At 62.9% G+C, this 21687-nt stretch carries 18 protein-coding genes and 1 pseudogene; 8 read left to right on the top strand and 11 right to left on the bottom strand.

Annotation, left to right across the window (positions count from 1 at the left end; all coding sequences use genetic code 11):
• From L9B60_RS06700 to L9B60_RS06690, 3 genes and pseudogenes are all read left to right on the top strand, one after another.
• Window positions 1-565 (top strand): annotated as a pseudogene (locus L9B60_RS06700) (RNA polymerase sigma factor).
• Window positions 562-1539 (top strand): FecR family protein, encoded by a 978-nt coding sequence (locus L9B60_RS06695; protein ID WP_249677439.1) that lies wholly within the window; start codon window positions 562-564, stop codon window positions 1537-1539. Before L9B60_RS06700 ends, L9B60_RS06695 begins: the two are co-directional and overlap by 4 nt.
• Window positions 1540-1654: 115 nt before the next feature.
• Window positions 1655-4066 (top strand): TonB-dependent siderophore receptor, encoded by a 2412-nt coding sequence (locus L9B60_RS06690; protein ID WP_249677438.1) that lies wholly within the window; start codon window positions 1655-1657, stop codon window positions 4064-4066.
• Window positions 4067-4123: 57 nt separating this feature from the next.
• On the opposite strand, the gene L9B60_RS06685 is transcribed toward L9B60_RS06690, so the two are convergent.
• Window positions 4124-5002 carry a helix-turn-helix domain-containing protein gene (locus L9B60_RS06685; protein WP_249677436.1) on the bottom strand — a complete coding sequence of 293 codons (879 nt, stop codon included), beginning with the start codon at window positions 5000-5002 and terminating at the stop codon, window positions 4124-4126.
• Between the two features lie 135 nt (window positions 5003-5137).
• Between L9B60_RS06685 and L9B60_RS06680 the strand changes: the two genes are divergently transcribed.
• Window positions 5138-6049 carry a DMT family transporter gene (locus tag L9B60_RS06680; protein WP_249677435.1) on the top strand — a complete coding sequence of 304 codons (912 nt, stop codon included), beginning with the start codon at window positions 5138-5140 and terminating at the stop codon, window positions 6047-6049.
• Here L9B60_RS06680 and L9B60_RS06675 read toward each other — a convergent pair.
• The 3 genes from L9B60_RS06675 to L9B60_RS06665 all read right to left on the bottom strand — a co-directional run bounded on the left by L9B60_RS06675 (window position 6027) and on the right by L9B60_RS06665 (window position 8734).
• On the bottom strand, window positions 6027-6536 hold the full coding sequence (locus L9B60_RS06675; protein WP_249677433.1) for a DUF2165 family protein: 510 nt from the start codon (window positions 6534-6536) through the stop codon (window positions 6027-6029). The two genes, L9B60_RS06680 and L9B60_RS06675, sit on opposite strands and share 23 nt — an antisense overlap.
• Window positions 6537-6653: 117 nt before the next feature.
• Window positions 6654-7628 (bottom strand): 2-hydroxyacid dehydrogenase, encoded by a 975-nt coding sequence (locus L9B60_RS06670; protein ID WP_249677432.1) that lies wholly within the window; start codon window positions 7626-7628, stop codon window positions 6654-6656.
• A gap of 158 nt (window positions 7629-7786) precedes the next feature.
• The gene (locus L9B60_RS06665) at window positions 7787-8734 is read right to left on the bottom strand and encodes a LysR family transcriptional regulator (RefSeq protein WP_249677430.1); all 948 of its coding nucleotides are present in this window, start codon (window positions 8732-8734) and stop codon (window positions 7787-7789) included.
• Window positions 8735-8923: 189 nt separating this feature from the next.
• Between L9B60_RS06665 and L9B60_RS06660 the strand changes: the two genes are divergently transcribed.
• From L9B60_RS06660 to L9B60_RS06645, 4 genes are read left to right on the top strand one after another with little or no spacing between them, the layout of a single operon-like run.
• Window positions 8924-10435, top strand: a complete 1512-nt coding sequence (locus L9B60_RS06660) for an efflux transporter outer membrane subunit (RefSeq protein ID WP_249677429.1) — start codon at window positions 8924-8926, stop codon at window positions 10433-10435.
• A 10-nt stretch (window positions 10436-10445) separates the two neighbouring features.
• The gene (locus L9B60_RS06655) at window positions 10446-12626 is read left to right on the top strand and encodes an FUSC family protein (RefSeq protein WP_249677427.1); all 2181 of its coding nucleotides are present in this window, start codon (window positions 10446-10448) and stop codon (window positions 12624-12626) included.
• 3 nt (window positions 12627-12629) lie between these two features.
• Window positions 12630-12830, top strand: a complete 201-nt coding sequence (locus L9B60_RS06650) for a DUF1656 domain-containing protein (RefSeq protein WP_249677426.1) — start codon at window positions 12630-12632, stop codon at window positions 12828-12830.
• A 10-nt stretch (window positions 12831-12840) separates the two neighbouring features.
• Entirely contained in the window at window positions 12841-13707 is an 867-nt protein-coding gene (locus tag L9B60_RS06645) for an efflux RND transporter periplasmic adaptor subunit (protein ID WP_249677424.1), read from the top strand.
• A 209-nt stretch (window positions 13708-13916) separates the two neighbouring features.
• Here L9B60_RS06645 and L9B60_RS06640 read toward each other — a convergent pair whose 3' ends face one another.
• The 7 genes from L9B60_RS06640 to L9B60_RS06610 form a co-directional block, all read right to left on the bottom strand.
• Window positions 13917-14729 carry an SDR family oxidoreductase gene (locus L9B60_RS06640; RefSeq protein WP_249677423.1) on the bottom strand — a complete coding sequence of 271 codons (813 nt, stop codon included), beginning with the start codon at window positions 14727-14729 and terminating at the stop codon, window positions 13917-13919.
• Between the two features lie 19 nt (window positions 14730-14748).
• A complete protein-coding gene (locus tag L9B60_RS06635; protein WP_249677421.1) occupies window positions 14749-15213 on the bottom strand; it encodes a multidrug transporter in 465 nt (154 codons plus the stop codon).
• 215 nt (window positions 15214-15428) lie between these two features.
• On the bottom strand, window positions 15429-16880 hold the full coding sequence (locus tag L9B60_RS06630; protein WP_249677420.1) for a mannose-1-phosphate guanylyltransferase/mannose-6-phosphate isomerase: 1452 nt from the start codon (window positions 16878-16880) through the stop codon (window positions 15429-15431).
• 102 nt (window positions 16881-16982) lie between these two features.
• A complete protein-coding gene (locus tag L9B60_RS06625; RefSeq protein ID WP_249677418.1) occupies window positions 16983-17645 on the bottom strand; it encodes an alginate O-acetyltransferase AlgF in 663 nt (220 codons plus the stop codon).
• Window positions 17646-17692: 47 nt separating this feature from the next.
• Entirely contained in the window at window positions 17693-18841 is a 1149-nt protein-coding gene (locus L9B60_RS06620; protein WP_249677417.1) for an alginate O-acetyltransferase, read from the bottom strand.
• 11 nt (window positions 18842-18852) lie between these two features.
• On the bottom strand, window positions 18853-20403 hold the full coding sequence (locus tag L9B60_RS06615; RefSeq protein ID WP_249677415.1) for an MBOAT family O-acyltransferase: 1551 nt from the start codon (window positions 20401-20403) through the stop codon (window positions 18853-18855).
• A gap of 162 nt (window positions 20404-20565) precedes the next feature.
• The gene (locus L9B60_RS06610; protein WP_249677414.1) at window positions 20566-21687 is read right to left on the bottom strand and encodes a mannuronate-specific alginate lyase; all 1122 of its coding nucleotides are present in this window, start codon (window positions 21685-21687) and stop codon (window positions 20566-20568) included.

Here is a 21687-nt window from a genome sequence, read left to right as displayed (position 1 = left end):
ATGCGTTTGATCACCGATGAGCCGGTACCGGGCGGCGATGAGGACAATGGCGGCGCACGTGCGCATTTCCTCAAGGTGTTCTTGTCGCAGCGCGCCCAGATGGAGGCGCTGGTCAACCGCCGGGTCGGTTGCCGCGCCACGGCGGCCGACCTGGTGCAGGACCTGTTCTTGCGCTTCTGGCGCCGGCCGTTGGTGCAGGTCGAGGAGCTCAGCACCTACCTGCTGCGCTCGGCCAGCAACATCGCCATCGACCACCTGCGCAGGGAAGGCGCCCGCGAGCGCAACACCGAAGCCTGGCAGCCGGACGCCGCCGAGCAACTGAGCCCTGAACCGCAAGGCAGCCCTGGAGGCGGGTAACGATTTGCGCCATATCGAAGCCGCGCTGCGGCAGTTGCCCGAACGTACCCGGCAGATCTTTTTGCTCAACCGCCTGCACGGGCGTACCTACGCCGATATCGCCCGGGCCATGCATCTGTCCCAAAGCGCCGTGGAAAAACATATGATGCGCGCCCTCCACGCGTGCAAGGCGAGCTTGCACGAGCCGCCAGGAAAAGCCGGTCGATGAAGCCCAATTGTGATATCAGCGCAGAGCATGAGCGCCAGGCGCTGGCCTGGCTCAGCCTGTTGCACGACAAGCCCAGCGCGGGCGACCAGGCCACCTTCAGCCACTGGCTGCAGGCCGACCCGGCCCATGCCCAGGCGTACGCCCAGGCCCAGGTGCTGTGGGAGTTGAGCGAGGCCCCCGCGCGGCGCCTGGCCGAGGAAGACGATGCCGCCCTGCAAGCGTTGTTGCAGGCCATGGACCGCCCGCGGCGCAGGCCGGCGCGCTTTGCCGCAGCCTTGGCCATGGCGGCCTGCCTGGTGCTGATGGTGGGCATGGGCGCAGGTGTGCGACCGATCGATTGGCTGCAGGACCTGGGCGCCGACTATGTCAGCCGGGGCGATGTACGCACGGTGACCCTGGCGGACAACTCCGAAGTGACCCTGGACGCCGACAGCGCCATTGCCGTGGACTTCGATCACGGCCAGCGCCATGTGGAGCTGAGGCGCGGTGCGGCCTTTTTCCATGTCACGCACACGGGCGAGCCTTTCGTTGTCAGCGCCAATGGCGGTGAGGCACAAGTGCTGGGTACCCAGTTCGAGGTTCGCCGGCAAGCGGCGGGCGCGCAGGTGACGGTGCTGTCCGGGCGCGTGGGTGTCACGCCAAGCCCAGGGCAACCGCAGACCGTGCTCACGGCCGGCCAGCAACTGGCCTACAGCCACGGGTTGGCCGCGCCGCTGCGCCAGGTGGACAGTGACGCGCAACTGGCCTGGCGCCAAGGCTGGCTCAGTTACTACCAGGCGCCGCTGGCCGAGGTTGTCGCCGACCTGGCGCGCCATTACCCGGGGCGCATCCTGCTGCTGAACGACCAACTGGCGGCGCGCAAGGTCAGCGGCAGCTTCCCCAGCAGCGACCCGCAGGCCGTGCTCGACTCGCTGCAAAAGGTCATGGGCTTCGAGCAGGACCATGTGCTGGGGCGGCTGATCGTGCTGCGCTGAGTTTTTTTCGGATTTATCGAGCCAGGCGGTGAGGTCTTTGTCGAGCTGATCCGTGTAATGGGTGAAGTGCGATTCATTCGCATCAAAGTCGATGTTATTCACAGGTCACCCACTCATGAAGTACAGACACGTTTGGTTCGGCGCATCGGCGTTATGGTTGGGGCTATGCTGGCTGCTGCCGTTGAGTGCCACCGGCGCTGAGCAGGTGGCCCGGCAGAGCACACTTTATCGTTTTGCCATTGCCGCCAAGCCCTTGCCCCAGGCCCTGAACGACTTTAGCCGGGTAACCGGCCTCAGCGTCATTTACACCGAAGAGGCGCCTTATCGCCTACAGGCGCCTGCGCTCATGGGGCAGTTCAGCGCAGAAGAAGCGTTGCAGCAGTTGCTTGCGCAGTCCGGTTTTACCTTTCGGCATACCGACGCGCATACCATCACCCTGCAACCAGTGCCCACCCGCGCAGCGCTGAGCATTGCGCCCACCAGCATTGTCTCGACCCTGTCCGACAGCACTGGCTACCAGCCGCCGGCCAGCAGTTCGGTGATGCGCTCGCGTGGATTGATCCAGGAAATCCCGCAAGCGATCAACGTGGTGCCGGCCCAGGTGCTCAAGGACCAGGCGCCGCGCAACCTCGACGATGCCCTGGCCAACATCAGCGGCGTGACCCAGGGCAATACCTTGGGCAGCACCCAGGACACGGTGATGAAACGCGGTTTTGGCGACAACCGCGACGGTTCGATCATGCGCGATGGCATGCCGCTGGTGCAGGGGCGCAGCCTCAATGCGACTGCCGAGCGGGTCGAGGTGCTCAAAGGGCCGGCCTCTTTGCTGTACGGCATCCAGGACCCGGGCGGGGTGATCAATGTGGTCAGCAAGCGCCCGCAACTGACCGCCTACAACGCCATCACCGCACGCGGCTCCAGCTATGGCGACGGCAAGAATGGCGGCGGCAGTACCCTGGACAGCACCGGGCCACTGGGCGAAAGCGGCTTGGCGTACCGCTTGGTCCTGGACCACGAAGACGAGGACTACTGGCGTAATTTTGGTACCCACCGCGAAACCCTGGTGGCGCCGTCGCTTGCCTGGTACGGCGAAGACACCCAGGTGGTCGCCGGTTTCGAGCACCGCGAGTTCATCTACCCCTTCGACCGCGGCACTGCCATCGACCCCAGTACCAACCACCCATTGAACATCCCCAGCACCCGCCGCCTGGATGAGCCGTTCAACAACATGGAAGGGCGGTCGGACCTGTACCACCTGGAGGTCGATCATCAGCTTGGCGATGATTGGAAAACCCACCTGGGCTACAGCTGGAACCGCGAAACCTATGACGCGAGCCAGGTGCGGGTGTCGTCGGTCAACCCGGCCAAGGGCACCCTGACCCGTAGCATGGACGGCACCCGTGGCGCGATCAGTATCGACCGCTTCACCACGCTCAGCCTGGAAGGCAGCCTGCAGGTGGCGGGCTTACAGAATGACCTGTTGGTAGGGGTGGACGATGAGTACCGCAAGATCTACCGCGCCGAGTTGATCCGCCAAAAAAGCCTGACCACCTTCAGCTATGCAAGCCCGGTGTATGGCCAGGAAGTGGAAGGCACCACGGTCAGCGCCGCCGACAGCGCGCAAAGCGATCGGCTGCGCACCGATTCAATATTCTTCCAGGACTCGCTGCACCTCACCGACCAGTGGATCCTGGTGGCTGGCGCCCGTTATCAGACTTACGACCAGATCGCCGGCAAGGGCATCCCCTTTACCGTCAACACCAACACCAATGGCCAAACCTGGATACCCCGCGCAGGCCTGGTGTACCGCTACACCGAGGCGCTGTCGTTCTACGGCAGCTACACCGAATCGTTCAAACCCAATTCCACTATCGCACCGTTGACCGGCGGGGTGATTGTTGATTCAGCGATCAAGCCGGAAACCGCCAAAAGTTGGGAGCTGGGCGCCAAGCTCGACCTGCCCGGCGCGATCACTGGCAGCGTGGCGCTGTTTGATATCAAAAAACGCAATGTGCTGGTGTCCAACTACGATGCGCTGACCACCGACACGACCTACAGCAACGCCGGCGAGGTGCACTCCCGTGGCCTGGAAATGGATGTGAGCGGGCAACTGAGCGAGCGCTGGAGCCTGATCGGCAACTATGCCTACACCGACGCCGACGTCAGCAAAGACCCGACCTACCAGGGCAACCGCCTGCAGAACGTGGCCAGGCACAGCGGCGCGTTGTCGGCGGTGTATGACTTTGGCAGCGTGCTGGGCGGCGGTGATCGCCTGCGCGTGGGCGCCGGGGCGCATTACGTGGGCGAGCGGGCGGGCAATGCGGTGAACGATTTCACCTTGCCCAGCTATACCGTGGCGGATGCCTTTGCCACCTACGACACGCGAATCGATGGGCAGAAGGTGCAGTTCCAGGTCAACGTGAAGAACCTGTTCGACCGCATTTACTACACCTCGGCGGTGAACCGCTATTTTGTCTCGATGGGTGATTCCAGGCAGGTGGTGGTCTCCAGTACGCTGGAGTTTTGAGGGGGTAGGTTCGCGGATAAATCCGGCTCTACAGGGCGGGGGCATGTTGGAGTGGATTCAGCACCTTGCCAACGCCTGGCGATACTCACCCGGCGTCGCGCCTACCCCCTGCCTGAACCGATTGGCAAAATGGCTGGCACTGGCAAACCCGCAGGCCAATGCCACTTCGCCCAGCGGCAGGCGGCTGTGGCGCAGCAGGTGGCGCGCCCTGGCAAGGCGCCGAGCCAGCACGAACTGATGGGGTGGCAAGCCAACGCTTGTGCGGAACATCCGTGCGAAGTGGTACTCCGACAGGCTGCACAGCCCCGCCAGCTCACCCAGGCTCAACGGGGCCTCCAGGTTGGCGTCGATGTACTCCAGCAATTGCCGCCGCTGGTGCGCCGCCAGCCCACCTTTCAATCGCAGCCCCTCACGCAGCCCCACTTGGCCGAGCAGCGCGTGGCCCAGCATCTCGTGGGCCAGGCTGCTGGTCAGCAGGCGCTCGCCCGGCTCTTGCCCGTTCAGCTGGATCAGTTGGCGAAAGCGCGCGACCTGCAACGGGTCATCGAAAAAGGTGCTTTCGCGCAGTTGCACCGCCCGTGGCTCGCGGTCCAGCAGGGTGATGCACCCCAAAGCGAACTGTTCAGCGCTGAAATACAGGTGGGCCAGGCGAATTTCGCCATTGATCACCCATGCTGACTCGTGGCCTGCGGGCAAGGTGCAGAGTTTGTCGGGGGCGCCTTTCTCACTGGGTCGGTCGCGGCGGAACGTACCCGTGCCACCGCCGATGTAGCACGACAGGGTGTGGTGGCTTGGCGCCTGGTAATCCTGGGCGTCGTGGCGATTGTTCCACAGGGCGGCGACCATCCCGTCACCCAGCTCGGCAGTGTGCTCCAGCACCGCATGGGGCGAGCTGTTCAGGGCCTGGAAAATCTGGATGTGCGAGAGCGGGTTCATGGTCGTTTTCCTCAGGCCTCATCCTACCGTGGCCTCAGTAGGCTGGCAGCCCTGGCGCGATAAAAAGCGCAAGTTTACGCAAGCGGATATCCAGGTAGCGCTCGACACTGGCGGCCTGTCCTGGAGGTCACCCGCATGAACCTGTTTTTATATCTGCTCACCGTCCTGATCTGGGGCACCACCTGGATCGCCCTGAAACTGCAACTGGGCGTGGTCGCGATTGCGGTCTCGATCGTCTACCGCTTCGGCCTGGCCGCCCTGATGCTGTTCGTTATTTTGCTGCTCAGCCGGCGCCTGCAACCGATGAATCGTCGTGGCCACCTGATCTGCCTGGCCCAGGGGCTGTGCCTGTTCTGCGTGAACTTCATGTGTTTCCTGACTGCCAGCCAGTGGATCCCCAGCGGCTTGATCGCCGTGGTGTTTTCTACCGCCACACTGTGGAATGCGCTGAACACCCGGATATTTTTCGGTCAAAAAATCGCCGCCAATGTGCTCGGTGGTGGTGCCTTGGGGTTGGCTGGGCTAGGCCTGCTATTTTGGCCTGAACTGGCCGGGCATGCGGCCAGCCACGAAACAATCATCGGCCTGGCGCTGGCTTTGCTGGGTACGCTGTGCTTTTCGGCCGGTAACATGCTCGCAAGTTTGCAGCAAAAGGCCGGCTTGCGGCCGCTGACCACCAACGCCTGGGGCATGCTTTACGGCGCCTTTATGCTGGGGCTGTTTTGCCTGGTGCGCGGCATTCCCTTCGCGATGGAATGGAACACCCGCTACGTCGGCTCGCTCTTGTACCTGGTGATCCCGGGCTCGGTGATCGGCTTTACCGCCTATCTCACTTTGGTCGGGCGCATGGGCCCGGAGCGCGCTGCCTATTGCACCGTGCTCTTTCCGTTGGTGGCGTTGAATATCTCAGCCTTTGCCGAAGGCTACCAGTGGACCGCACCGGCCTTGGCAGGTTTGGTACTGGTGATGCTGGGCAACGTGCTGGTGTTTCGCAAACCCGCGGCAGGCGGCCGGCGCTGGGCGTTCAGTCGTCGTTTTTCAGGCTGACGAACACTAGGCCAACCAAGATCACATCGAACATGCGCAGGGAAATCCCCAGGCTGCTCACCGGGCGTGCCACAATTTGGAACAGCCAGGGGCTGGCATTGACCCCGAGCACCAGGCCCACCACGAGCAGGCCGATCAGCAGCCCCAGCACGCTTAGCCGTTTGCTGTCGTGAAAGGCCGAGGCACCGGAGTCCAGGTGTCGAACCATCTGGCGGGCGCCCACCAGGCACAGCGCGCCGAACAGCAGGTGCGCGGCCGTCACCAAGGCATAGGCGCTGGGCGGCACCCAGGTCAATCGGGTTACCCAATAGGCTATCGGGTACTCCTCGGCCAGCACGCTCAGCAGCAGGTCCTGGCGGATGAGCGAAAACACCTTGGGTAAACCGGCCAGGTAATCGATGCCCACCAGTATTCCGAAAAGGCCCGTGGCCAAGGTGATCAACAGTTTGCTGGCGCGGATCAGGTCGCGGGTGGTCAGGGCGTACATGCAGAATTCCTTGAGCGTGGGCGGCGAGATCACCGGCCGGGGCAAAAGGAAATTCTGGCAATTGCAAGGTCTTGCGTCAGCTGAAGATGAGTGTCAGGACGTGTAGCCGCCCAAGGCTTAGCCCTTGAACACCTGAGGGTTCACCAGGTCCTGCGGCCGTTGGCCCTTCAAGGCCGCAGTCAGGTTGCTGATGGCGCGGTTGGCCATGGCTTCGCGGGTTTCCGAGGTGGCGGAGCCGATGTGTGGCAGGGTCACGGCGTTCTTCAGTTGGAACAAAGGCGACTCGGCCAGCGGCTCTTTTTCGTAGACGTCGAGGCCGGCGCCGCGGATTGTGCCGTTCTGCAGGGCTTGGATAAGCGCCGGTTCGTCGACGATCGGGCCACGGGCGATGTTGATCAGGAACGCGCTGGGCTTCATCAGCTTCAATTCGCGGTGGCTGATCAAGTGCTTGGTCTTTTCGCTCAACGGCACCACCAGCACCACGAAGTCGGCTTCGGCCAACAGTTGGTCCAGGCTGCGAAATTGTGCGCCCAGTTCCTGTTCCAGGTCAGCCTTGCGGCTGTTGCCGCTGTAGATCACCGGCATGTTGAAACCCAGCCGACCGCGGCGGGCGATGGCCGCGCCGATGTTGCCCATGCCGACGATACCGAGGGTTTTGCCGTGCACGTCGCTGCCGAAGTGGCCCGGGCCGACGCTTGCCTTCCATTCGCCGGCCTTGGTCCAGGCGTCCAGTTCCGCCACGCGACGGGCGCTGCTCATGATCAGCGAGAAGCCCAGGTCCGCAGTGCTTTCGGTCAGCACGTCGGGCGTGTTGGTGAGCATCAGGCCGCGTTCGTTGAAGTAGCCTACGTCGTAGTTGTCGTAACCCACCGACACGCTGGACACCACCTCAAGGTTCGTCGCGCCTTCCAATTGCTTGCGGCCCAAAGGGCGGCCGGCGCCGATCAGGCCGTGGGCGCGGGGCAGGGCGTCGTCGAACTGCGCGGCAATGTCACCGTGCTTGGGGTTGGGCACGATGACTTCAAAGTCTTGCTCCAGGCGCTCGACCATGGCGGGGGTGATGCGACTGAAGGCAAGTACGGTCTTTTTCATTGGGCTTGTTCTCGGCAGACGGGCTTGAATGATGAGCACGCTAACATTCTATCGCCCGACTCTTCAAACACTACAGTGTCGTCTGCTTCGCGGATGAATCCGCTCCTACAGGAGCCCTTTGTAGGAGCGGATTTATCCGCGAAAGCCCCGCCGCCGACTCAATTGGCGATATGCAACTCGTGCGTCTTCAGGTCTGCCTCATGCGCCGCCAGGATGTCTGGCAACGAGCCGCGCAGGTATTCCACCCAGGTCTTGATCTTCGCATCCAGGTACTGACGCGACGGGTAGATGGCGTACAGATTCAGCTCTTGCAGGCGGTAGTCGGGCAGCATGCGCACCAAGGTGCCGTTGCGCAGGCCTTCGATGGCTGCGTAGATCGGCAGCACGCCCACGCCCATGCCGCTGCTGATCGCGGTTTTCATGGCGTCGGCCGAGTTCACCTGGAACGGCGCGTTGGTGATGTTGACCATCTCCTGGCCTTCCGGGCCGTCGAACAGCCATTTTTCCAGTTGCACCACCGGGCTGATCAGCCGCAGGCAGGCATGGGACAGCAGGTCGCCGGGCTTTTTCGCCACGCCGTTGGCGCGCACGTATTCGGGCGAGGCGCAGACGATGCTGTAGGTGATGCCCAGGCGCTGGGACACGAAGCCTGAGTCCGGCAGCTCGCTGGCCAGCACGATGGACACGTCGTAGCCCTCGTCCAGCAGGTCTGGCACGCGGTTGGCCATGGTCAGGTCGAAGGTCACGTCCGGGTGGGTCTTGCGGTAGCGAGCGATGGCGTCGATCACAAAGTGCTGGCCGATACCGGTCATGGTATGCACTTTCAACTGGCCAGCCGGGCGCGCATGGGCGTCGCTGGCCTCGGCCTCGGCTTCTTCGACGTAGGTCAGGATCTGCTCGCAGCGCAGCAGGTAGCGCTTGCCCGCTTCGGTCAGCGCGATGCGCCGCGTGGTGCGGTTGAGCAGGCGGGTTTGCAGATGCGCTTCCAGGTTTGAGACCGCCCGGGAGACGTTGGCGGTCGTGGTGTCCAGTTGCACGGCGGCGGCTGTAAAGCTGCCCGCTTCGGCCACGCAACTGAAAGCACGCATATTTTGCAGGGTGTCCATGGGTCACTCTCTGAATAGACGGGCAAATTGTCGCATGAAGTAACAATTGTCGTCTTCAGTACAAAGGTCGATTATCGCTTTTTACGTAACAAAGATTCGCAGGAAACTGAGCTTATCGCCATCTGCGGCGCCCCCTATGATGAGCCGCTCCAAGGGTTCTCCTTAAAATCATGTCGGGAAATTGCAGCTGTGCCGCGTCGCATCAACCGTAAGCTGAATGCTTTCAGTGTGTGGGCTTTAACTTTGACTCTCAGCGGCTGCATCGGTACTGGGGGGATTGCCCCACAAGGCAAGGCCCTGCCGGCCAACAGCCTGGCCACCGACGAAGCCATCCAGGCGGCCGCAAAAGACGCGCACTGGCCCACCGCCCAATGGTGGCAGGCCTATGGCGACACGCAACTGAACCACTGGGTCGAAATGGCCGTGCAGGGCAGCCCCAGCATGGCCATGGCGGCTGCCCGCGTGCGCCAGGCCAAGGCGATGGCCGGGGTGGCCGAGGCCGCCGAGTCGGTGCAGATCAACGGTAAATCCACGCTGATCCGCCATAACTGGCCGGCTGACCAGTTCTACGGGCCGGGCGAGCTGTCGGGCGCCACCACTTGGGACAACAACGCCTCCCTGGGCTTGAGCTACGCCCTGGACCTGTGGGGCCGCGAAAGCAACGCCACCGAGCAGGCCGTGGACATGGCCCACATGAGCGTGGCCCAGGCCCGGCAAGCCGAGCTTGAACTGGAAAACAACATCGTCAAGGTGTACATCCAGTTGTCGCTCAACTACGCCCAGCGCGACATCGTGCAGTCGACCCTGGCCCAGCAGCAACAGATCCTGGACCTGGCCCAACGGCGCCTGCAAGGCGGTATTGGCACCCATTTCGAGGTGAGCCAGGCCGAGGCACCGTTGCCGGAAACCCATCGCCAGGTCGATGCACTGGACGAAGAAATCGCCCTGAGCCGCAACCAGTTGGCGGCATTGGCCGGTAAAGGCCCGGGCGATGGCGCGCAATTGCAGCGCCCCACATTAACCCTGAACACCGCGCTTAAACTGCCGTCCTCGCTGCCCGCCGAGCTGTTGGGCCAGCGTCCGGACGTGGTCGCCAGCCGTTGGCAAGTGGCGGCGCAGGCCCGCGGCATCGATGTCGCCCATGCCGGCTTCTACCCCAACGTCGACCTGACCGCGAGCCTGGGCTACATGGCCACCGGTGGCGGCATGCTGGAATTTCTGACCGGCAAGAAGTTGGCTTACACCGTGGGGCCGGCAATCTCCTTGCCGATCTTCGATGGCGGCCGCCTGCGCTCGCAATTGGGTGAAGCCTCGGCCGGCTACGACATGGCCGTGGCGCACTACAACCAGACCCTGATCAATGCGCTGAAGAACATCTCCGACCAATTGATCCGTCGCGAGTCGATGGACAAGCAGCAGGTGTTCGCCGCCGAATCCGTGGCCTCGGCGCAAAAAACCTATGACATCGCCAAGGTCGCCTTCCAGCGCGGCCTGACCGACTACCTCAACGTGCTGAACGCCCAGACCCTGCTGTTTCGCCAGCAACAGCTGCAACAGCAAGTGCAGGCCAACCGCCTGAGCGCCCATGCCGAACTGGTGACTGCCTTGGGCGGCGGCCTGCGCGCGGGCAACGATGTGCCCAGCGAGCAGAAAACCGCCGCGCCGGTCACGCCCAAGGCCCTTGCCTTCCTCGATCATTGAATAGCCGACCATGACTTTTTTGTCTGCCCCCTTTCGCTGGCTGGGAACGCTGGCCTGGCGCCGCGGGTTCTTTGAATGGGCCCGCAGCGACGGCGTGACCTGGGCCTACATCTTCAAGGTGCTGATCGCCGCGTTCCTGACCTTGTGGCTGGCCATGCGCCTGGAGTTGCCGCAGCCGCGCACGGCGATGATCACTGTGTTTATCGTGATGCAGCTGCAAAGCGGCCATGTGTTCGCCAAGAGCTTTTATCGGTTTTTGGGCACGGTGGCCGGCTCTGCCGTCACCGTGCTGCTGATTTCGCTGTTCGCGCAGAACACCGAACTGTTCCTCGCCGGCCTGGGCCTGTGGGTGGGTATCTGCTCGGCCGGGGCCGTGCGCCATCGCAATTTCAAGGGCTACGGCTTCGTGCTTGCCGGCTACACCGCGGCCATGGTCGGCCTGCCGGCATTGGCCCACCCCGATGGCGCCTTTATGGCGGCGGTATGGCGGGTGCTGGAAATCTCCCTCGGGCTGGTGGTGTCCACGGCGGTGAGTGCGGCGATTTTGCCGCAGTCGGCCAGTGCCTCGATGCGCAATGCCATGTACCAGCGCTTTGGCGTGTTCGCAGGCTTCGTGGCCAACGGCCTGCGTGGCAACAGCACCCGCGAGGGTTTCGAAAGTAGCAACGTGCGGTTCATCTCCGAGGCCGTAGGCCTGGAGAGCCTGCGCGGGGTGGTGGCGTTCGAAGACCCGCACATGCGTCGGCGCAGTGGTCGGGTCAGCCGCCTGAACAGTGAGTTCATGGTCATCACCACGCGCTTCAACGCTCTGCACCAGTTGCTCGAACGCATCCGCAGCCACGGCCACCCCGAGGTGGTCACCGCCATCGAGCCGGGCCTGCAGGCGTTGGCGCAGGTGCTCGACGGCTTCTCGGGCCGCGCCCTCACCGATGCCGACGCGGCACGCCTGGCCGATCAACTGGCCCTGTACAAGGAAGAGCTGCCGCCCCACGTGCGCCGGCTGCGGGCGATCTTCGTCGAGAGCGGCCCCAGCGACGCCGACCTGATGGATTTTCACACGGCTTACGAACTGCTCTACCGCTTTGTCGACGACCTGCACAGTTACGCGCAAACCCACGCTTCCCTGGCCGACCATAGCCACGCACGGGAAAATTGGGACGAGCCGTTTATGCCGCAAACCAACTGGTGGGTATCGATCGCCGCCGGTGCCCGGGCTTCGACCATCCTGCTGGTGCTGGGCAGTTATTGGGTGGCCACGGCTTGGCCGAGCGGGGCGACCATGACCCTGGTCGCCGCCGCCACGGTGGGGCTGTCGGCCGCAGCGCCAAACCCCAAGCGCATGTCGTTCCAGATGGCCTGCGGCACTATGCTGGGCGCGGTGGTCGGCTTTATCGAAATGTTCTTCGTGTTCCCCTGGATCGACGGCTTCCCGTTGCTGTGCGTGATGCTCGCACCGGTGTTCATCCTGGGCGCCTTCCTGGCTTCACGGCCGCAGTACGCGGGGTACGGCCTGGGCCTGCTGATCTTCTTCTCGATTGGCTCGGTGCCCGACAACCTCACCGTGTACAACCCCTACGCCTTCATCAACGACTACATCGGCATGATCATCGGCATGCTGGTATGCGCCGCGGCCGGGGCAATCATCCTGCCGCCCAACAGCCGCTGGATGTGGGAACGCCTGGAGCAGGACCTGCGCGCCCAAGTGGTGTTCGCCATCAGTGGGCGCCTCAAAGGCTTGGGTTCGGCGTTTGAAAGCCGCACCCGCGACGTGCTCAATCAGGTCTACGGGCTGGCGGCCGGCAAGCCCCAGGTGCAGCGCAATTTGCTGCGCTGGACCTTCGTGGTGCTGGAGGTCGGCCACGCGGTCATCGAGTTGCGCCGCGAGCAGGATCGCTTGCCGGTGCACCCGGCGTACGCCCAAGCGCAGCCTTGGCGGCAGGCGATCCGGGTGATGGGTCGCTCGTTGATCCGGCTGTTCATCAAGCCCAACCAAGACAACCTGGTCCGCAGCCTGGGAGCCGTTGACCACGCCCTGGACCGCGTGCGCAACACCGACGAGCCATATGCGCCGCACTTCGACACCTCGGCCCTGCGCCGGGTGCAAAGCTACCTGCACTTCATTCGCTCGACCTTGCTCGACCCGCAATCACCGCTCGCCGAACTGCCGCCTACAGACGCCACCAAGGACTGATCCATGCCCCGTGAAATTGCCTTCCACGGCGTCTACATGCCGACCGTGACGCTGATGTTCCTGCTGGCCGGGGTCGTCGCCTGGGCGTTCGACCGGTTGCTCAGCGGGCTGGATGCGTACCGTTTTTTCTGGCACCCGGCGCTGCTGCGCCTGTGCCTGTTCATTTGCATTTTCGGCGCCATGGCGCTAACCGTTTACCGTTGAGACCGACCCGATGAAAAAGTTTTTCAGCCTGATCGCCACCCTGTTGGTACTGGCCCTCGCCGTGTTCATCGGTCGGGAACTGTGGGTGCACTACATGAACACCCCCTGGACCCGCGATGGCCGCGTGCGCGCCGACATCATCAACGTCGCGCCCGACGTTTCCGGCTACGTGGTGGCCGTGCCGGTCAAAGACAACCAATTGGTGAAAAAGGGCGACGTGCTGCTGCAGATCGACCCCGAGCACTACCAGATTGCCGTCAAGCAGGCGCAGTCGCTGGTGGCCTCGCGCAAGGCCACCTGGGACATGCGCAAGGTCAACGCCAGCCGCCGCGCCGACATGGACAACCTGGTGGTGTCCAAGGAAAGCCGCGAAGACGCCAACAACATCGCAAGTTCGGCCCAGGCCGACTACCAGCACGCCCAGGCCCAGCTTGAAGCCGCCGAACTGAACCTCAAGCGCACTCAGGTGCTGGCAACCGTGGACGGCTACGTCACCAACCTCAACGTGCACCCCGGCGACTACGCCCGCACCGGCGAGGCGAAAATGGCCGTGGTCGATAAAAACTCGTTTTGGGTATACGGCTTCTTTGAAGAAACCAAGCTGCCGAACATCCGCGTGGGTGACCGGGCCGACATGCAGATGATGAGCGGCGAAACCCTCAAGGGCCACGTGGAAAGCATCTCGCGCGGCATCTACGACCGCGACAACCCGGAAAGCCGCGAACTGATCGCCGACGTCAACCCCACCTTCAACTGGGTGCGCTTGGCCCAGCGGGTGCCGGTGCGTATTCATATCGATGAAGTGCCAGAGGGGATGCTGCTGGCGGCGGGGACGACGTGCACAGTGATTGTGAAGCAGGATTCGCTGGGGCAATAGGTTCGGGGGGGCGCATCGCAAGCAAGCTTGCTCCCACATTGGCTGCAACGCGCCATGGCCTGAGAGACCGAGTTGCCAGCCTGGGCAGCACCCTCATAGATTCACTGTGAACCCAAAAAGGCCAACACTCCAATCTGTCAGGGCAGATGTGGGAGCAAGCTTGCTTGCGATGCGCCCGCGCGGCGCTCGATTTGCGCGGTGCTGCAAGGCTAAAGGCTTCGGCTAAGCCCAAACTTCTTCTTTAACACCGCATCCAGTAGCCCCTTGGGCAGCAACCGCTCCATCAACGGCAACACCGTGCTGCCGTTGCCGATGCGCACCAGCCGGGCCGGTTTGGGTTGCAGTACCGCTTTGACCAGTTCGCCGGCAAATGTAGCGGCAGGGGTTGGGCGGTTCTGCGAGGCGTTGGCCCTGGCGCGGATGCTCTCGCGCAACGGCCACCAGGCCGATTGCTCGCTGATCACCAGCTCCGCTTCGCGCCCGGCGTTGCTGGCAAAGTGCGTGTCGATGGCGCCAGGCTGCACCTCCATCACGCGGATACCGAAAGGTGCCAGTTCCAGGCGCAGGGCATCGCACAGCCCATGCACGGCGGCCTTGGAGGCACAGTAGGCGCCGGCAAATGGGGTGACCAGGACGCCTGAGACGCTGCCGATGTTGACCACCAAGCCGCGGCTTGCGCGCAGCAGCGGGAACAGTGCGCGGGTAACGCCCACGATCGAAAACACGTTGGTTTCAAACTGCCGGCGCATGCCCTCGACGCCGCCATCGAGCAGTGGCCCCATGGCGCCGTAGCCGGCGTTGTTGATCAGGATATCCAGGTGCGGCAACTCGCTGGCCAGTTGCGTGAGTGCCGTTTCATCGTTCACGTCCAGTTGCCGGCCGATGAAGCCTTGGGCCTGCAAACGGCTGACGTCCTCTGGCTTGCGGGCGGTGGCCCAGACTTCATGGCCGGCCTGTTTGAAAGCCTGTGCCAACGCCAGGCCAATGCCGCTGGAACAACCGGTGATCAGTGTGACGGGCATGGGCCATCCTTGTCAGGTATCAGTTGGAAAAGCTGCCCTGCAGGTGCTCGGCACGAAACTCCAGGGTTTGTGGCCGGTAGCCCGAGCGCAGCGGTGGCATCGGCAAGCAGTCTTGCCACTGTGCGCCGGCCTGCAACTCGCCGGGGCCGCGGTAACGCGGAGCGGAGTATAGATTCTGCGCAAGGTTTGCGGTGTCGCCCGGCGCATAGGCGGCCACGCGCCATTGCAGCTCCACCAAAGGGACCTTGTTGCCATTGTTCAGGCTGACCCGCAATGGCCGATCGGCCGGGCACTGCTCGGGCGCATAGTTCAGGCGCAACTCCAGCCGGGCCAGTTGATTGGCTTCGCGATTATCCAGCCACACCACCCACAGGCCCACCAGGCTCAGGCCGAACAGCGTGGCCAGGGAAATGGGGAAGGCCTTGGCCGGGTAGCGGACCAGCAAAACCAGCCAGGTGATGATCAGGAAGATGCCAATGAACATGCGCGTGTCTCTGAAGCTTGGTGCTTTTATCCTAACAGGAGCGCTGTCATTGGCGATACGACAGGTATTTTGCGGTGCGGCCTTCGCGGATTCAGCCGCTGCTACACGGATTTATCCGCGAAAAGAGCGCCGCTCAACGTAAAAAAAAAGCCCCTGCCTCACCGGCTGCGGATAGGGGACGCAGCGGGTGGGGCAGGGGCTTTTATCGAGGCCGGTTACTGCGCGATGGTTTTCACCGACACGCCGCGCCCGATCGGGGTGCTGCGCCCGTAGATGTCTTCGAAGCGTTCGATGTCATCTTCACCCAGGTAGCTGCCCGACTGTACTTCGATGATTTCCAGCGGGATCTTGCCTGGGTTGCGCAGGCGGTGTACCGAGGCAATCGGGATGTAGGTGGACTGGTTCTCGCACAGCAGGAACACATTTTCGTCGCAGGTCACTTCGGCGGTGCCCGACACCACGATCCAGTGTTCGGCGCGGTGGTGGTGCATTTGCAGGCTCAGGCAGGCGCCCGGCTTGACCGAGATGTGCTTGACCTGGAAGCGCCCACCCATGTCCACCGAGTCGTACGAGCCCCACGGGCGATACACTTCGCAGTGGTTCTGGGTTTCGCTGCGGCCCTGTTCGTTGAGGGTGTTGACCATCTGCTTGACGCCTTGGACCTTGTCCTTGTGGGCAATCATCATGGCGTCTTTGGTTTCCACCACCACGATGTTGTCCAGGCCGATCACCGACACCAGTTTGCCGTTGCCGTGGATCATGCAGTTGCGGCTGTCTTGCAGCACCACGTCGCCCTTGGTGACGTTGCCGTGGGTGTCTTTCTCGTGCACGTCCCACAGCGACGACCAGCAACCCACGTCACTCCAGCCGGCCGTCAGCGGCACCACGCAGGCACGCTGGGTTTTTTCCATCACCGCGTAGTCGATGGAGTTGTCCGGGCAGCAGGCGAAGGTGGCTTCATCGATTTCGATGTTCTCATCTTCGTGGTTGCTGCGCTCAAGGGTCAGCAGGCAAGTATCGTAGATGTCCGGGTCGTGCTTTTTCAGTTCTTCCAGGAAGCGGCTGGCGCGGAACAGGAACATGCCGCTGTTCCAGAAATAGCCGCCGGCCTGGACGTATTCGGTGGCGCGTTTTTCGTCGGGTTTTTCGACGAACTGCGACACCCGGCTCACGCCTTCCGGCAGCAGCGCATCGGCGGTGGACTTGATGTAGCCGTAGCCGGTTTCAGGCTTGGTGGCCGGCACGCCGAACAACACCATTTCGCCACGCTCGGCGGCCACGGTGGCCAGGGCCAGGGCGCGTTGCAGGGCTTTCTGGTCGTCGATCACGTGGTCGGCCGGCAGCACCAGCATCAGCTCGTCGCGGCCTTCGTTGACCAGCTTCATGGCGGTCAGGGCCACCGCCGGCGCGGTGTTGCGCCCGAACGGTTCCATCAGGATGCCCTGGGTTTGCAGCTTCAGTTGGCTCAACTGTTCGTTGACGATGAAGCGGTGGTCTTTGTTGCAGACCACGATGGGCTGGTCCATGCCTTCGAACACCAGGCGCTCCAGGGTTTGCTGGAACAGGGTGTGTTCGCCGGTCAGGGCCAGGAACTGTTTAGGGAATTGTTTGCGCGAAAGCGGCCAAAGACGTGAGCCACTACCACCTGACAAGATCACCGGAATCATGTTGTTTCTCCAATAAACGAATGGGATGACTGTTGTTGCCGTTTCTGTCTTGTTTTTGTTCCATGTGGGCCCCCCGCACCCGCGGGGGGCTCACTCAATGCGTTAGCGCGTGGCGACCGGGCGTTTCACCCAGACCGGCGACAGGTTGCTGCCATTGCCGGTGACGTACAGCACGGCGGCTTCACCGCGTTCCAGGGCCACGGGCTTGAGGTCGCTGACCTTCTTGTCGCCTTCGTATAGCGCCAGGCTGACTTTCACCGGGTTGATCTCGCGCTCGCCACGGCCTTTGGCCGCCACGTCCTTGACCACGTCGGTCTTGCCGTCGGCGGTCTTCAGGGTCAGGGCCTTGTCGCTGAGGTTCTGCACGCGTACCAGGGACTTCTGCTTGTTCTTGAACGGCGGCTCTTCGACCAGTTGTGGCGCGCCGCTGGTGTTGTTGACCACGGTGTAATAGTGGTCACCGGCAAGCTTGACCGGCAGGGCCTGGCTGCCGACCTTGGCGCTGTAGTCGCCCTGGGGCATGAAGCTGAAGTCGCTGCTGGCCAGCGGCGCGATTTCGTTGAGGCTGGTGTTGCCCACGCTGGCGCTGACTTCCTGGTTGCTGGCGTTGTACACACGCACGAAGGCCGAGCCTTTGGGTGCGGTAGGGCCATACAGAGCGGCGTCGCCACCGGCGAAGGCCTGGGCCGACATCAGGCCGGCTGCTGCAAGCAGTGCACAAGCCAGGCGGGTTTTGGCGGTACGGCGTTGAGTGTTCATAGTCATGTGCTGTTCCTCTATCTTTCTTGAGTATCGAGCGTCCATCGGGCCGCTCAGTTGGATTGGCCCACAGCCAGGTTTTGCGTCGTGTCGCTGGTGCTTTTCAGTTGCGCGATCCAATTGGGATCAAAGTCGCTCAGGTCGTTTTTCATCGGCAGATAACGTTCCGGGAACTCCCAGACCAGCACTTGGGGCGCGCTGTTCTTGAAGGCGTCGGTTTGCAGGTACTTGAGCATCGGCAGAATCGGGCCGTGGCCGTCTTCGGCGTAATTCACCACGTCGCTGTGCAGGGCTTGCTGCAGGGCGCCCAGGAAGTTCCAGTGCGGGTTGGCGCTGTAGCTGGTGCCCACCAGGGCCACCGGGATTTCGCTGTCGCCGAACAGCGAGTCACCGCCGGCGGCTTTGTCTTGCGCAGCCTTGGTGGTGCGCTGGGCCAGTTCATCCGGCTTGGGCAGCAGGTTGCTGAACAGCGGGTCCAGGGGCAGGAAGTTGGTCAGGTCGCCCTTGTACGGCTTGCTCGCGTCGCTTTCGGTGACGAAGCTTTGTGGCTCGCCGCTGAGTGGGGTCTTGCTGGCAATTGCCTGGCCCAGGTTCTGCGCGACGATCTCGGCGCCCATAGGCGTCCAGTGGGTGTCGGTGCGCAGGAACACTTGGCCATTGGGCTTGGCCTGTTGCAGCGGGCCCAGCAGGTCGGGGGCAAAGATGCCGGCTTGTTGCGCTTGGGCATGGAACTGCTGGTACAGGTCTTCGTGCAACTCGGCGGGGGCCACGTCACCGATGTGCTCCGGGTACAGCCGCGCCTTGGCCGGCACGATCGCCAATACCAGTTGCACGCCGTGCTGCTTGAGGGTGTTTTGCACGCCTTTGATCAGGGCAAAGTTATCGGCTTCGATCTGCTGGCTGTTGGCGACCGGGTTGAACTCCTCGTCGCTGTACAGCCACTGGTCACGGCCCAGCACCACGCCGGGGCGGCCTTCCTTGAACACTTTGTAGTCCAGTGCTGCCCAGAGGTTGGTGCCCAGGCGCTTGATCGGGAATTGATCGTCGTAGTGGGTTTCCACCGCCTTGGTGAACTTGCCGTTGAGCACGGTCATCTGCTCGGTGCGGTTGAAGCTGGCGAAGCTCCACAGCGACCAGATGCCCATGCCCAGCAGCACGGCCAGGAACAGCAGAATGTAGAGAACGCGTAATGATCGGGTCATGGTCGTCTCGCTCAGAACTGGAAGTAGAGGAAGGGCGAGAAGCTCTGCGCCGACAGCTTCAGGATCGAAGCCACGAACAGCAGCAGCACCAGGGCACGCATCAGGTAGCGTGACCAATCCACCGTCCAGTACGACGCTTGCACCTGATGCCCGTGGGCATGGGCGGCCAGTACGTTGGGTTCATCACCCGGGGTTGCGCGGTACAGGCCGGGTTGCGCGGTGGCCGGGCCGTTGGCCTCGGCCACTTCGGCCCGGGCCTTGGGCTTGGGCTGGTTGGTGTACAGGTCACGCAGGCCGAAGAACGCCAGGGTGATGTACGCCACGATCAGGGTGGCGACTTGCAGGCCTGTGAGGCTGGCGCGGTTGAGTTCCGACAACTGCCAGTCGCCGAAGCTGAACATGGCGCCGTACATGCGGTAGGCCACGTGCAGGTTCTCGGCGCGGAAGATCACCCAGCCCATGATCACCAGCAAGAAGGTCAGCACCCAGCGGATCGGGTTCAGCGCACGTGGCGTGGTGTTGATGCCCAGCAGGCGTTCGATGGCCAGCCACATGCCATGCCACGCACCCCAGATGATGTAGGTGAAATTGGCGCCGTGCCACAGGCCACCCAGCAGCATGGTCAGGAACAGGTTGCGGTAGGTAGCCAGGGTGCCTTTGCGGTTGCCGCCCAAGGTGATGTACAGGTAGTCGCGCAGCCAGGTCGACAGGCTGATGTGCCAGCGGCGCCAGAACTCGGTGATCGATTGGCTGATGTAGGGCTGCTTGAAGTTTTCCATGAAGCGGAAACCCATCATCAAGCCCAGGCCGATGGCCATGTCGCTGTAGCCGGAGAAGTCGAAGTACAGCTGCGCGGTGTAGGCCAGCGCACCCAGCCAGGCGTCACCGGTGGTGGGGTTGGCCAGGGCAAAGCAATGGTCGGACACGGTCGCCAGGGTGTCGGCGATGAACACCTTCTTGATGAAACCCTGCATGAACCGCGTGGCACCCTCGCTGAACTTGTCCAGGGTGTGGGTGCGGTTATTGAACTGGTCCACCAGGTCGGCAAAGCGCAACACGGGGCCGGCGATCAGGTGCGGGAAGATCGCCACGAAGGCTGCGAAGTCGATCAGGTTACGCGTGGCCGGGGTGTCGCCGCGGTATACGTCGATGATGTAGCTGATCGATTCAAAGATGTAGAACGAGATGCCGATGGGCAGCAGCACGTGGGTCAGGATGAACGGCTGCATGCCGAACGACAGCATGATCTGGTTGATGCTGTCGACGCCGAAGTTGGCGTATTTGAAGTAGCCCAGGATACCCAGGTCTACCGCCACGCCCAGCAGCAGCCAGCGTTGCGCAGGCTTGGTGCGCACGCCTGCCGCACCGACGCGCAGGCCGATCCAGTAGTTCCACAGGGTGACGCCTGCAAACAGCGCGAGGAAGTCCACCCGCCACCAGGCGTAGAACACATAACTGGCAATCAGCAGCAGCAGATTGCGATAGCGAGTTCCGCTCAAGTAGTACAAGCCGAGAAAGACCGGCAAGAACAGGAACAGAAACACATTGGATGAGAAAACCATCCCGATCTCTCCTTGTAAACCCACAGACAAGGGCCGCAGCCCCCCCAAACCCCCCCATGCAAACCGGGGGGGCAAACAACCTCTACCTGTAGGAGCGGGTTAATCCGCGGAGCACTCAACGCGCGAATCGCGTCGTATACCCGTTCGCGGATAAATCCGCTCCTACGAGCCTTTCTTCTCGTGCGCCGGGTCGTACACCTTGGTCACGTCACCCCCCAGGCGGAACGACTTGAACGGCTCCATCTTGTACTTGCGGGCCAACACGTCCGGGCCACAGCTGTAGAGGCTGCACCACGGCTCCAGCCAGGCGAACTTGCTGTCCACCTTAAGATCGGTCATGTCTTGCTTCTGGCCGTTTTTCTGTTGGAACTGGTCGGAGTCGTCGACCCCGGCCAACACCCGGTCACCCAGGCGCTTGAGGGCTGAGTTGTTTTCCTGGCGCAGGTCCACGCCATTGGCCTGGGCGAAGCTTGCGATCATTGCCAGCGGCGGCAAGGCATAGTTGTGGTAGGCCAGGGCACGCTGGCGACGCTTGAGTTCGTTGGGCAAGAAGCCCTGGGCGTCGATCTGGTTGGCGCCGATCTTGAATTCCTTCACCGACCAGTCGAACAGGTCACGACGGTTGGTGGCGACGGACGCCGACATCACCGACCAGGCGGCCCAGTAAGAGTGGTTGTTGGTCTTGTCCATCGGCAGGTTGTCCCAGTCGCTGACCACCTGGTCGGCCACCTTGCTGAACCAGGCCTCGATCTGCTGGGCCTGTTGCTGGTGCGTGGCCAAGGGGTGCGAATCGGAGAACTTCAAACGCAGGTAGGCCGAGGACATGCTGCCCAGCGCCCATTTGCGCATCGACTTGCCGGTGTGGTTGAAGTCCTTGGACATCAGCGCATCGGCCTGGGCCCACGCGGTCAGCCAGTTCAGCGCGCAGTCGAGCTGCTCGGGGCGCCCGTCACGCATGTACTGCATCACCAGTTTGCTGGTGCCGCGTTCCATCGACGTGATGTCGGCGGTGGCGTCGCGAAAGGCCTTGTCGGAGTCGGCGTTGAACGTGGAGCGCGCCTTGTCCGAGCCCTCGTACTTGCTGCGAAATTGCAGGCTTTGGGTGTAAGGCTGCGGCATGGCCGGGCAGCCTTCGCCGCCGTCACCCGTCTTGAATTTGTCGACGGCCGCCAGATAACCCTGGGGCGGGTGCAGGGGGGCTGCGGCTTGGGCATTGCCGGCGAAGATCGCCAAGCCCAGCAGAGTGGGGGCCAACAGGTTTCGAACAGTCTTGGAAGTGTGCAT

This window comes from Pseudomonas abieticivorans, from assembly GCF_023509015.1.
Lineage (GTDB): Bacteria > Pseudomonadota > Gammaproteobacteria > Pseudomonadales > Pseudomonadaceae > Aquipseudomonas > Aquipseudomonas abieticivorans.
This window is presented reverse-complemented; position numbering and strand designations above follow the sequence as displayed.